This window comes from Litorivivens sp. (assembly GCF_057445395.1).
This window is the reverse complement of record NZ_JBVBUV010000014.1, coordinates 54,088-67,300: the sequence shown is the minus strand read 5'-3', so window position 1 is coordinate 67,300 and position 13,213 is coordinate 54,088. Positions and strand designations below refer to the sequence as shown.

8 protein-coding genes are annotated in these 13,213 nt (G+C 56.7%); 5 read left to right on the top strand and 3 right to left on the bottom strand.

Translation table 11 applies throughout. The features are described from left to right. The 5 genes from AC222A_RS06565 to AC222A_RS06545 all read left to right on the top strand — a co-directional run. Positions 1-414: enoyl-CoA hydratase-related protein (locus tag AC222A_RS06565; RefSeq protein WP_486774770.1), on the top strand; the 414-nt coding region annotated here is incomplete at its 5' end. Positions 415-425: 11 nt separating this feature from the next. Continuing rightward, positions 426-2,423 carry an acetyl-CoA carboxylase biotin carboxylase subunit gene (locus AC222A_RS06560; RefSeq protein WP_372764375.1) on the top strand — a complete coding sequence of 666 codons (1,998 nt, stop codon included), beginning with the start codon at positions 426-428 and terminating at the stop codon, positions 2,421-2,423. Continuing rightward, complete coding sequence (locus AC222A_RS06555; protein ID WP_372749287.1) at positions 2,420-3,328, top strand: hydroxymethylglutaryl-CoA lyase; 909 nt, start codon at positions 2,420-2,422, stop codon at positions 3,326-3,328. The genes AC222A_RS06560 and AC222A_RS06555 overlap by 4 nt, the downstream gene beginning before the upstream one ends. A gap of 10 nt (positions 3,329-3,338) precedes the next feature. Continuing rightward, positions 3,339-5,303, top strand: a complete 1,965-nt coding sequence (locus AC222A_RS06550) for an acetoacetate--CoA ligase (protein ID WP_486774769.1) — start codon at positions 3,339-3,341, stop codon at positions 5,301-5,303. A 120-nt stretch (positions 5,304-5,423) separates the two neighbouring features. Further along, positions 5,424-8,033, top strand: coding sequence for a hypothetical protein (locus AC222A_RS06545; RefSeq protein WP_486774768.1), 2,610 nt, complete (start codon positions 5,424-5,426; stop codon positions 8,031-8,033). A gap of 58 nt (positions 8,034-8,091) precedes the next feature. On the opposite strand, the gene AC222A_RS06540 is transcribed toward AC222A_RS06545, so the two are convergent. The 3 genes from AC222A_RS06540 to AC222A_RS06530 are packed head-to-tail and all read right to left on the bottom strand — an operon-like array spanning position 8,092 to position 13,193. After that, positions 8,092-8,397, bottom strand: coding sequence for a DUF2149 domain-containing protein (locus tag AC222A_RS06540; RefSeq protein WP_372747895.1), 306 nt, complete (start codon positions 8,395-8,397; stop codon positions 8,092-8,094). Next, entirely contained in the window at positions 8,390-8,845 is a 456-nt protein-coding gene (locus AC222A_RS06535; RefSeq protein ID WP_372747896.1) for a MotA/TolQ/ExbB proton channel family protein, read from the bottom strand. Before AC222A_RS06535 ends, AC222A_RS06540 begins: the two co-directional genes overlap by 8 nt. Positions 8,846-8,870: 25 nt before the next feature. Next, positions 8,871-13,193: a cobaltochelatase subunit CobN gene (locus AC222A_RS06530; RefSeq protein ID WP_486774767.1), complete on the bottom strand. Its 4,323-nt coding sequence runs from the start codon at positions 13,191-13,193 to the stop codon at positions 8,871-8,873. Positions 13,194-13,213: the final 20 nt, after the last annotated feature.

The following is a 13,213-nucleotide window of genomic DNA, read 5'->3' as shown; positions in this document are numbered from 1 at the left end:
GTAGGCACTACAAGAGCCAGTTTCAGCCTGAGTGAAGTAAAAATAGGTCTGATACCTGCCACTATCAGCCCCTATGTAATTCAAGCCATCGGCGCACGAGCTGCGCGTCGCTATTTTCAGACCGGCGAGCGCTTTAACGCAGACGCCGCGTTGAAGCTCGGCCTGCTGAGCGATGTAGTTGCTGAAGACGAACTCGATTCAACCGTCAGCGCGATGGCAAATACCCTGCTAGCCAACAGTCCGCAGGCATTGACTCAAGCCAAACAACTGGTGCTGGACTATGCCAACCGTGAAATCACTCCCGACCTGATCAAAGACAGCTGCACGCGTATCGCCGATATTCGCGTTTCTGAAGAAGGTCAGGAAGGACTTAAAGCTTTCCTCGAAAAACGCTCACCAAATTGGGTGAAGTAGGAACCTAAGCCATGTTTAAAAAAATCCTGATAGCCAACCGCGGTGAAATTAGCTGCCGCATCATTAAAACCGCCAAGAAAATGGGCATTCGCACTGTGGCCGTATACAGTGATGCGGATCGCAATGCTCTGCATGTCAGTCTCGCCGATGAGGCTATTCATATCGGCGCGGCACCTGCAGCGGAATCCTATCTGGTGGTCGATAAAATTATCGAAGCCGCCAAAAAAACCGGTGCCGAAGCCATTCATCCCGGTTACGGTTTCCTGTCGGAAAACGCAAACTTCTGCCGACGCTGCGCAGAGGAAAACATTGTATTTATCGGCCCGCCTACCGGCGCGATTGAGGCGATGGGTTCTAAATCTGCGGCCAAGCAGATAATGGAGAAAGCTGGTGTACCGCTGGTACCCGGCTACCACGGTGAAGATCAGGATGAAGCCATCCTGAAGAAATCGGCCGACGACATGGGCTACCCAGTGCTGCTGAAGGCGGCTGCCGGCGGCGGCGGTAAAGGCATGCGTCAGGTATGGAGTGCTGATGAATTTTCCGCTGCACTGGCCGCGGCCAAACGCGAGGCAATGAAATCTTTCAGCGACGACAAAATGCTGGTCGAGAAATACCTGACCGGCCCGCGCCACGTAGAGATTCAGGTGTTCTGCGACAGCCACGGCAATGCGGTGCATCTGTTTGAGCGAGACTGCTCCGTTCAGCGCCGCCACCAGAAAGTGATTGAAGAAGCCCCAGCCCCCGGCATGACCGAGGAGCTTCGTGCAGCAATGGGCGAAGCAGCAATCAAAGCGGCTCAGGCCATTGATTATGTCGGCGCAGGTACCGTCGAATTCCTGCTGGATTCGGATGGTTCTTTCTACTTTATGGAAATGAACACTCGCCTGCAGGTTGAGCACCCCGTGACCGAAATGATCAGCGGTCAGGATCTTGTTAGCTGGCAGTTAAAAGTAGCCAATGGTGAAACGCTGCCCTGCAAGCAGGCAGAGCTAAGCATTCGTGGCCACGCTTTCGAAGCCCGCGTATACGCGGAAGACCCGGACAACAATTTCCTGCCCCAGACCGGCAATCTGCGCTTTCTTAAAGAGCCCGCGCAAGGTGATCACGTTCGCGTAGATACCGGTGTGGTGGAAGGCGATGAGATCAGCGTGTACTACGACCCCATGATCAGCAAGCTGATAACCTGGGATGAAAATCGCGACCGCGCGCTAAAGCGTCTGCAAAGTGCGCTGGCCCAATACAATATCGGTGGTGTCGTTACCAACTTGCCCTTTCTGTACAACCTGGCAACCCATCCAGCGTTTGAGAATGCTGAGCTGACGACGGGTTTTATTGAGCAACACAACGATGATCTGTTCAAGGATAACGACGCCGACCTGAACCAGCTGTTGCCGCTGGCAGCGCTTTATGTACTGTTGGAGCAGGCCGAGCAACAGCGCGCACAGGCTGAAAAAAGCAGCGAACCCGATTCGCCGTGGAATACGCCTTTTGGCTGGCGCAGCGCCCTGCCCGCCTATTGCCACGTGGACGTTCGCTGGCAAGAGCAGGAACATCGCGTTTCTGTTGAGCCGCTGGGTGACCAGTTTCAACTCAGCTTTGAAGGCGAAACCGCGTTGGTTAGCGGCACTCTGCAGGATCGTAAGCTTAGCGCAATCGTGGATGGTCACCGCGTGACAGCGACCGTGAGCAAGTTCGGGGATGACTATCAGGTCTATCTGGCCGATCGCGCTTTCAGTTTTACTCTGGTTCAGCCCGACACCGGTGAGATGGATGACAGCGCGGCTGGGGCATCATTTGCGGCCCCAATGAACGGCACAATTGTAGCGCACGGTGTAGAACCGGGTGTGGAAGTCAAAAAAGGTGCCACTTTGATGATTATGGAAGCCATGAAAATGGAGCACACCATTAATGCGCCCGCGGATGGCAAGGTGGTGACGTTCTTTTTCAAGGCGGGCGATCTGGTTGATGGCGGTGCCCAGCTGCTGGAATTTGAGGCGAGTGAATAATGCTACCCAATAGAGTTCGTATTGTTGAAGTCGGCCCCCGTGACGGCCTGCAGAATGAGAAAACGCCACTCAGCGCTGAGGATAAAATTGAACTTATCCACGCCTTGGCTGACGCCGGTGTAGGCACAATTGAAAGTGGTAGTTTTGTAAACCCTAAATGGGTGCCACAGATGGCCAGTAGCGAAGAAGTGTTTCAGGGTATACACCGCAAAAGTGGTGTTACGTACTCTTCGCTCACCCCCAACCTGAAAGGTTTTGAACGGGCGCTCGCGGTTAAGGCTGACGAAGTGGCCGTATTCGCCGCAGCCTCAGAAGCATTTGCCCAGAAAAACACCAACTGCTCGATTGCCGAAAGCCTGGAACGTTTCAAGCCAGTCATGGATGCCGCCAAAGATGCCGAAATTCCCGTTCGAGGCTATATCTCCTGTGTAGTGGGCTGCCCCTACGAAGGCGACATCGCACCTGAAAAAGTACTGGAAGTCAGCCGGGAGCTGTTGGCCATGGGCTGCTATGAAGTTTCTCTCGGCGATACTATAGGGGTAGGCACCGCAGCCAGCGTACAGCGACTACTTGAAGTACTGACCAAAGAAATTCCGGTAGACAAACTGGCCGTGCACTTCCATGACACCTATGGTCAGGCGCTGGCCAATATTTTGAAATCACTGGAGATGGGCGTTGCCACAGTAGACAGTTCCGTGGCTGGACTCGGCGGTTGCCCCTACGCTAAAGGCGCGTCGGGCAATGTCGCTACCGAAGACGTCATCTACCTGTTGAACGGCCTGGGCATTGAACACGGTATTGATCTGAACAAACTGATCGATGTGGGCAACCGCATTTCCGATCGCTTGAATCGCCCCAACAATTCCCGCGTAGCCAACGCCATCACCGCCAAACGGGAAAAATAAAAGGACAACAATGAGCACGCCCCTGTGGACGCCTTCCGCCAATCGAATTGCCAACTCACGGTTGAAAGCCTTTGAGGCTTGGCTTGCTGAAAAACATCAGCTTGCATTTGACGACTATCAATCATTGCATCAATGGTCTGTTGATAACCCCGAGTCGTTTTGGGAATCTGTCTGGCAGTTCTGCAATGTCAAAGCACACTCGCCGTACGGCAAGGTCCTCGAACACGGCGGTACCTTTCCAACTTGCGGTGAACCCTCCGCCGCATGGTTTCCCGGCGCCACGCTGAATTTTGCAGAAAACCTGTTGCGCCGTCGCGACGATAAAATTGCCATCGTCGGTCTGTTGGAAAATGGGCAACGTCGAGAGTTGAGTTACGCTGAGTTGTACACACAAGTGGAGCAGCTGGCACATACACTGCGTGAACAGGGCGTCGAAGCCGGTGACAGGGTTGCCGGTTTCATGCCAAACATTCCGGAAACCGTGGTCGCCATGTTGGCAGCTACCAGTATAGGTGCCATCTGGTCCTCCTGTTCACCGGACTTCGGTTTTCAGGGCGTGATGGATCGTTTCGACCAGATTCAACCCAAGGTACTGTTTGCTGTAGACGGCTATTTTTACAACGGCAAAACCATCAACACACTGGATCGGGTTAAATCAATCGCCGACGCCATCGGTTCCGTCGAGTCGGTAATTGTCACTTCGGTAACCTGCGCGCGTACTGATCTGACCAGCATTGTAAAAGCCATACATTTTTCAGATGCACTGAACCCGGCAGCGGCACCACTGCACTTTGCCGCACTGCCCTTCGATCATCCGCTGTACATAATGTACTCTTCCGGTACCACCGGCACGCCCAAATGCATTGTCCACTCTGCTGGTGGCACGCTGTTGCAGCATCTGAAAGAGCACCAACTGCACACGGATATCGGTCCAGACGATGTGTTGTTCTACTTCACCACCTGTGGCTGGATGATGTGGAACTGGCTGGTTAGTGGGTTGGCCAGCGAATGTACGTTAGTCCTGTTCGACGGTTCTCCATTTGCCAAACGCGGCCGGCTGTTGCTGGACGCCATCGACCGGGAAGGCATCACCGTATTTGGCACTAGCGCTAAATTTATCGCCGCATTGGAAAAGGCGGGGCATAAACCCAGCCAGGATTACCAACTGGCATCGCTGAAAACCATCCTTTCGACCGGTTCTCCCCTGAGCCATGAAAGCTTTGACTACGTATACCGCGATTTCAAACAAGACGTATGCCTGTCATCCATCAGTGGTGGCACCGATATCATTTCCTGCTTTGTTCTCGGCAACCCGACCCTGCCTGTCTACAAAGGTCAGATCCAGTGCATTGGCCTGGGCATGGCAGTGGAAATTTGGAATGACGACAGCCAGCCAGTGACTGGCGAAAAAGGTGAGCTAGTCTGCACCCGGCCGTTCCCTTGCTGTCCGATCGGGTTCTGGAACGATGAAGACGGCTCGCGTTTTCACAAGGCCTATTTCGCTCAATTCACCAACATCTGGGCCCACGGCGACTATGGCGAAATCACGCCTCAGCATGGCATGGTTATTCATGGTCGCAGCGACGCGGTATTGAACCCCGGCGGTGTACGCATTGGCACGGCAGAGATCTATCGTCAGGTAGAAAAGGTTGATGCCGTGCTGGATAGCATTGTCATCGGCCAGAGCTGGGAAGATGACGTCCGCGTTGTGCTCTTTGTGGTCTTGCGAGAGGGCATCTCGCTGGACGAAGAGCTGGTACAAACCATTAAAGCCACCATCCGCCAGAATACTACCCCACGGCACGTACCGGCCAAGGTACTGCAGGTGGCCGATATTCCGCGCACGATAAGTGGCAAAATCGTGGAGCTGGCCGTGCGAAATGTGGTTCACGGCGAACCAGTGAAGAACACCGATGCACTGGCAAATCCCGAAGCACTGGAACATTTCCGGGCGCGCCCGGAACTTACCCAATAGGTCACTGCCCGGCACAGACGGGCAGGTAGGCTGACATTCCACTCTAATGCCACACCCAGCAGTTGCGCTTGCGCCTGCCGGTGATAAGCTCAGTGCAAAGCGATAATAATCGGTGGTCTTATGTGGCGTTTCCTTTTTGCTCTGTTGTTAACCAGTATCGTGCTATCGGCCTGTAAATCCGATTCAGGCTCCACAGCCCTGCCCCCGCCCAATGCAAATATCCCGAATCAGGGTGACAACAATGGGCAGCAGAAAGACGAGGAAGACCAAGAACAGGAGGGTGAGGAGAAAGACATCACACCGACTGACCCTATTCTTGCGAAATTGCCCTCAGGCGTCCCCGACGCCGCTAAACGCGCGCTGGACCCAAGACCCATTCCCGATATCGGCATCTGGCCTTTCGCCGATGGAATAAACCAGACATCCGGCACGGGCCGCTACGTAGGTGGGGCCTACTATTGGACCGATTTTATCTACGATGCCTACGGAGCCTTCGCTGGCCCGCCACCCCCGCACAACGTGCAAACACCGAACGCTGGCAGCCTGACTTATCCACGCGTAGCACTGGACGCCGCTAATTTCCCAGGACCTGACATGAGCCAAGCGGACTACGATGCCAGCAAAGATCCTTTTCAGGGCAATGGCGCGGATATTTTTGCGCTGGCGGTTGGCAAAACGGCTACTCACACGTACTGGCGGGTAGATTGGGTGACGCTTGCCGATACCACTGCACCCATCATTGCTTTTGCACTGGACATAGACAACGACAGCAGTACCGGAACCGCTGGCCAATTCTCTCAGGGCTGGGGGGTGATTCCCAATATTCGCACGGCTGGTGTTGACCAGTTGATACTCATATCGAGCAAGGGTGTTTATCTCAGTGACGGCTCCACGAGCCGGCGCATTGGCGACACGGTGATCGATGAAGGCAGCAACACCTTTGTTGGCCAAGTACCGAATAGTGAACTTTCCCTACCCACTGACTCTTTTACGGTCTACGCCCTGGCCGGGCTACACAATGGCGCGGGCGGCTTCTTTACCGACATGAGCCGACTTGGAGGTACACCGTTTACACCACCGGTGTACAACCTGGGTTTTCGAGATTACGCCGATGAACCTCTGGCGAATAATTTCTGGATGAGCAACAGTCAGGCGCAAGCCCTTGCCCAAGGCGATATCAGCGAGTTTGCCCTGGAGCTGAACCCGCAAAAACTCGGTGACAATGAAACCGAAGCCCCTCGCCACGGATTTTCCGTGCGCTGGTATGTGTCTTCCCTGGGCCCAGAGCAGTTCGGACGCGGCGGTATATATACCGGGCAGGACGCCACCATTCACCAGACCGCACAGAGCAGCGACGACATCACGTTGTATGCCGGATACTACGACAAGCTTCAGCCCTATTCACTATGGGTTCCGGACGGCTACGACCACGCTCAGCCTGTTGCGGAAAAAATGACTCTTGTGCTGCACAGTTTTACGCAGAATCATATGCAGTACGCCGCCACTATGCCCAACTTTCTGCGCGAAACCTGTAACGATCTGCGCCAGTCTTTCTGCCTGACGGTACTCGGTCGCGGTGTCAGCGGCTTTTATGAATTTGCCTCTGGCGTCGATCTCTGGGAAGCCTGGCGTCACGTCGCCAGTCATTACGAACTAGACCCCACTCGCACTTTTACCTCTGGCTTTTCCATGGGGGCACTCGGCTCTCAGCGTCTGATGATCAAGTATCCCGATGTGTTTGCAGCAGGCGTGATTCTCGCCGGCGCTCAATCAGACGAGCCCGGCATTGCCGATCAGAATGGGAATGTACCGGGCTGCTTTGGCGAAATACAACTGGAAAACCTGAAATGGAATGGTTACTACCACGCCGCAGGTAGCTTGGACCAACTGATCCCCATCACACAACAACGCGATACCGCCAATCGTATGCGCGATTTAGGCTACCGCTATACTTTCGATCACTATCTTGCCGAAGATCACGTAGCCTGGGTACTCAAAGATGGCCAGTACCCGGCCTTTGCCGCAGCCACTGACTGGCTAATCGGTACTAGCGACCGCGGCGATAGTGCACCTACACACAACGCCAGCACGCCGGGAGAAATCATCTACCGTTTTACCGGAAATGACCAACATCCGAAATTCGGTCTCGGTGCAGACGGCGCCTGGTGGATCAGTGGCCTGACAGTGGCTGACCCTGAGGCTCCGGTTCAGGGCTATTTACCCAGCCCCAGCCAGAGTGGTCTCGACTGCACCTTCAGCAACACCTTCAGTGGCCAGACCATCCCTCCACGCGCCGCTCGCGTGCATGCAATCTCAGGCGCACTGCCTTATCCCACAATAAGTGGCCTGATCAGTCCTGCCGCCGTGCCCGACGGCAGCAATCCCCAGTTTCGACCGGATCAGAACACCAGTGCACGTATTCAGCAAACCGGACCGCACACCCATGAGTTTCAAGCCTGGCAGTTGGGCGAGACACCCGCAGCCAACGGTTTGATGTCGCTCACCCTGCAGAATGTGGCTACGGCGATTATCGATATGGCCGATGCCGGATTGGCAACGCACAAGGACTGGGAGATAAAGGTCAGCAGTGATACCGCCGCCACGATTACCCTGACCCAACTGATGCCGGGAACGCTGGTAGAAGTAGAGGGCGTTAGGCAGACCGTGGACAAAGGCAGCGCAACGATCGACATTGTGGCGGGCGACAGCACTATACGGCGAACACCTTAAGCGCCGCGAGAGTCACACTGACCTCAAAACGCTCGGATTTACAAACCAAAACCTGCTTTCAGTCGTCGATAAGAATCAGTTTTCCCGTAGCGGGGTCGCGATAGACCCGGCCCAGTGATTCATAGCCCTCCCCGCCTTGCAGCTGCCGCTGCACACCAGGCGGCACGCTGGGCAATTCCCGGCCGAGTTCCAGTTCGAGAGTGTCAGGCTTGGTCGCAAAATGACGCTGCAGGTCAGGACTCAAGGCCACCAGTGCCGCGATCAAGCCACAGGCAAATACCAGAACGATATCCACCAGGTTGGCCAGCGGCCCCAAGGGGTCTTCGTCGTGGTCGAGAAAGGCGGAGCGGCGCCACTTATCCATGTGGTTTATCTCCGCGCAGCACCAGCGACTCCAGTGCCGCGTCATACCAACGGCGACGCAAACGTCCGAGTACAAAGCCAATCATACCGGCGAGCAGCCCGACCACCGTGGTATCAAAGGCTGCGATCATGGCCGTGGTAAGAATCGCGAAATCGCCCTCACCCAGCGCTGACAGTCCGGGCCCGAGCGGGATCAGGGTTCCCATCAGACCAAGCATGGGCGACAGGCGGGTAATAAAATCTGCCCGCTCGATGCGGCGCTTGCCTGCGCGCATGAGCACCTTGCGCCCCTGCTGTTTGAGGCGACGAATTCCCCCGGCCTTTTCGCCAATCGCCAGCCCGCATTCGTACAGCGCCAAAGACAGGAAAATCAGTAGCGCCCAGACAACAGGTTCCAGCAGCAGCGTCGTAATCTGATGGAGCAGATAAAAGGTGGTTCCTGAAAACATGGCTTTCCCTCTATTCAGATATTAGTCAGCGCGTACGCCGTCCGCGCCAGAACCCGGCACCGAGCAATGTAAGAATGGCGAACGGAATTGCCCAGAGCGCGTGCGGTATCCCGGTCGCGTCGCCGTCGGCCGCTGATTGCGTAGGAGCTTCTGGCGCGCTCAGTTCTGCAATACGCGCTGCCCCCTCGCGCGCTTCAACAGCGTCGATCCGACTGGCATCGAGAACCTGTTGCAGCGCAGTAGCCTGATCGTCAGGTAGCAGGGCTTTTACCCGCTCGAACACCGGATGGTTGGGGTGCGTATGGCCACTGCCGGGCAAACCGCTGCTGAGAATATTGGCGGTCAGCTGGGCGGCCAGTTGCCGCTGGGTTGCCTCGTCTGCCTGCCAATAGCCCTTATCAATTGCGACCAGCATGATCGCCAACATATTGGTCTGCACTGGCTGGTTGTGGCCTTCACTGAGGAAGTCGTCGAGGCCGAGGTTATGGCTGTCGTCCATGTAGACCGCTTTAACCGCTTCCCACACCGGATCGCGAATAATATCCGGGCTGGTAACCTGCCATCCCCAGAGGTATTCAAAAAACTCGCTGCCCATCGTGCGCGCGCCGGCATAGCCTTCGTCGACCAACGGCTCAATCCACTGGGGGTTCAGAAAGCGGCCCCGCAATTCCGTCAACAAGGCGGCTTCCAGTGATTCGATAGTCGCCTGTTCCGGTCTCGAGTGATTGATCACCGCGCTGCTTGGCCGCCGCCCGCTGACACTTTCTACGGCGAGATTGAGTCCGCCCAGATAATCGAAGGCGTCATTATTATCCATCAGACCGTAGAGGTTGCTGGCACGTCCTAGCCAGGTTTGGGAAATCCCCGCCAGTTGCTGCCGATACAGGGCCTGAGCCGATTCGCCCGCCAGATCCGCCCCGTAGACATGCCCCATCCGCTTTATAAACACGTCGCTCAATTGCGAGGCATCTTGCCAGGCCGACGAGCGCTCCGCCAAACGGTTAATCCCCGCGCCGTAGGCACCGGGCGCAATACCGAACACCCTTAAGCTGGCCTGACGTCCCAGCGCATTCGGGTCACCGTCGGGCGTATTGCGTAATAGCTGTCGCGCCTCTTCTACCCAGTTAGCCGCTACCTGGTTGAGCGCCAGATCGTCCCGTCCGCCGCGTCGCTCACTGTCCAGCGGCGCCAGAGCAGCCTCAAGCAACGGGCTCAGCAGCGGATAACGGTCCACAATCAGATCGGCGCTGGCATCCAGCGCCATCAGCGTGGCCTTGTCGAGCAATACCAGATGCTCGCCGTAAAGGTCGCGAAACAGGCCTGAGGTATTGAACACCACATCCAGGCGTCGAGGTTGGTATTCTCCCAGTGGAATACGCTCCAGTGACTTGAGAATGCCACGGCTGTTCCATACCGGCTTGACACCCAGCAGTCGCAGGCCAAATGCAATCATCGCCCCTTCATCCCGCACCGTGTCCGACGCCCACAAAATAACGCCCTGCTTGTTGCTCCCACCGGTGGCGGACTGGTCGAGCTGTTGCTGATGATCGCCAAGCGCCTGCACCGCCAGCTCACTGCCGACGGCATAGCCCACCCGCGTCGGCAGCAGGCTGCCATCCAGGGCGTAGAAATTGCGTCCGGTGGGCAGGGCTTCCGGCGTGCGAATGGGATCGTTGCCCTTGCCGGGCAAGACATAGCGACCGTTCAGGGCGTTGAGCAATGCTTGCATCTCCGCAGCCGGCGAGCGCGCCAGATCAATGCGCCATTGCTGTCGCGTTTTCTGATCAAGCACCTGCTCACCGACCATGGAGGTAAGCATGGTGTCCAGCGCTGACTCCGACCAGGCGCGACCAAAAACATGCAGCCCCAGCGGCATAAAGTCTTCCTGAATATTGGTGAGATAGTGGCCCACCTCATGCAGCAGAAATTCCTCGTCAATGTCATCAAAGCCGACACCGCGTACTGTGAGCTCTTCATCCATACTGGCAATCAGTTCGTCGCGCAGTCCCAGCTCGTCGATGCGCTGTCGCAAGGTAGCCACCGCACGGCTTCGGGTGCTGGCGTCAGTGGCGGCCTCGGCACTCTCAATCAGCTGGCGAAGTTCCAGCAGCTCGTCATACAGCTCGGTGGCGGCAAGCGGTGGTGTCAGATGATCCACCATGACGGCCAGTCCGCGCCGCTTGGCCTGTATCCCCTCGCCTACCCCGTCGACAATATAGGGATAGATACCGGGGACGTCGCCAGCGATCAGGGTCGGGTAGTCATCCTCGCCCAACCCCATACTGCGACGCGGCAGAAACTCATAGGTGGAATGTCGACCCAGATGGATCAGCGCGTCGGCTTTAAAATGATGATGGAGGTAATGATAGAACCCCAGGTACTGATGTGGTGGCGGAAACGACAGATTGGCATGGAGCAGTTCCTCATTTATCTCCCAACCACGCGGTGGCTGGGGGCCAACAAATACTTTGCCAAACTGCACACCCGGCACCAGCAGTTTGTCATCCCACACCATAACCTTGCCCGGTACAGCGCCCCAGCCACGAATGCCTTCAATACCCATTGCGACAAGCGCCTGTAACAGGCTGTCACTCTCGCGCCAGTCGTCCGTGGTTAGGCGCTCACCGGAGAGGGCAGACTGCAGCAGATGGTCATAGCCGGCCGTGAGCTGCTCCAGCAGACGCAACGCCCGCTCGCGCCCCGGGTGTCGCAAGCCATCAAGCGCGTGGTGGATATCAGTCGTGGCATTGTGTAACGTGATCTGCAATGTCTGCAGATATCGCTGGCGCTGATTACCGGCGGGCAAGGTCATTGCCTGCTGCAAGCCGCTGCGCAGGCGAACATCCAGATAGGCCAGCGGTCCATCGCGCATCTCTGCCTGCAACGTCGACGGCAGCTGAGCAAACCATTGTTGATAGCTATCTGCGGACAACGTGGCGACCTGCTGGCTCATGGCGGACAACGCCGCCCGGTCTTCGGGCAGGTTTACGCCGCGCGCCTGCAATACATCCAGCAAAGCATTTTCGTTCGCGGGCAACTCCCCCGTGTCATAGCCTGCCGCCTTGAGGGAACGCAATATCTCCAGGAGGCTCTCGGGTACATTGAGATTGTCAGCACCAATATTGTGACGCCCCGGCGGGTGGTTGTAGTACACAATGGCAACGCGTTTATCGTTGTTGTCCCGAGACTGCAAATTCAGCCAGCCTTCGGCTCGTCTTGCCAGCCGCTCGACCGAGGACGTTATGACTTTACTGCGACTTACCCGAGCGCCAGTGCGCTCATCCAGTTGCGATGGCGAGGCCAGCGCCACGACCTGAGGCTGACTCACACCCTGCAACTCCGGCATGGCGACCCGATAGTGAACACTCTGGGCGGGAATGCCCTGCGAAGACACCCAGTATTCCTGCGCCGTGGTCTCAGCCACCCGAATACCCCTGAGAATCGGCACATTGAGTCCTGCAAGCAAGCTGTCGACCCTTGCCCTGCCCTCACCACCGCCAATAACAAAATCCTGCAGGCTCACAATCAACTGCCGGGAATGGCGCATATTCAAGGCGGCGAGCAAACGCACCGCATCCACGGAAGGCTCGCCCCACGCTGCCAGCACCGAAACACACTGCGCATTTACCGCCGAACAGAATTGCTTGTGCAGCTCCCACTCGCCCGCCAGTTCACCAGTATCGTGATCCAGCACCCAGATCAACGGTTGTTGCTCATCCAGCGTACCGGCCAGGTCGGCAGCGCGCAGCCACTGCGGTTCACTTTGCGTGTGCAGGGCAAAGCGCACCAGTGCCACCGGCTCAAAGCGAGGGCTCTGCTCACCTGCAGAGGCGAGAAAATGCAGCAGATGCCGCGCATTGCTGACCGAGCGATTCACCCAGTACGCACGAGCTTGCAACCAGTCGCGAAAAAGCGGATTAGCTTGCTGCAGCGCCTTCAGGCGCTGATGATTGCTAAAGTCGTCTCTTTCACCAACCCGGACATCAAGGGATTGCGCGGTAAAGGGACTCCCCTGCCGGTCTCGGTGCAGAGGCAGCAGGCGCCGGTCACTGTGAATCACCAGCCGGAATTGCTCCCTCGGATAGCTCAGCGCAAGCAATCGTTCGACCTGATCACCAAATACCGCCACCAAAGCCAGACTTTGGTGGTTGAGAATCAATGACTGCAGTTGCGCTTGCGTCAGTGCTGCCAGTTGCTCGACCGTTCGAATTTGAATACTGGCACCTGTGGTTAGCTGATGGGCACCAGCCACCAGTGTCGGCGCCGAACGCTCAGAGACAAGCACGAGAACGCTGTGCTGGTCCGCATGGGAAGGCAAGGCGGCCAGCCACAAAACAAGGGCTGACAAAATCAGCCTCGGCCGAATCG

Excerpts from the sequence above, each read along its gene's own strand:
- AC222A_RS06560 (WP_372764375.1), top strand. The coding sequence starts at position 426 with ATGTTTAAAAAAATCCTGATAGCCAACCGCGGTGAAATTAGCTGCCGC.
- AC222A_RS06550 (WP_486774769.1), top strand. The coding sequence starts at position 3,339 with ATGAGCACGCCCCTGTGGACGCCTTCCGCCAATCGAATTGCCAACTCA.
- AC222A_RS06545 (WP_486774768.1), top strand. The coding sequence starts at position 5,424 with ATGTGGCGTTTCCTTTTTGCTCTGTTGTTAACCAGTATCGTGCTATCG.
- AC222A_RS06540 (WP_372747895.1), bottom strand. The coding sequence starts at position 8,397 with ATGGATAAGTGGCGCCGCTCCGCCTTTCTCGACCACGACGAAGACCCC.
- AC222A_RS06535 (WP_372747896.1), bottom strand. The coding sequence starts at position 8,845 with ATGTTTTCAGGAACCACCTTTTATCTGCTCCATCAGATTACGACGCTG.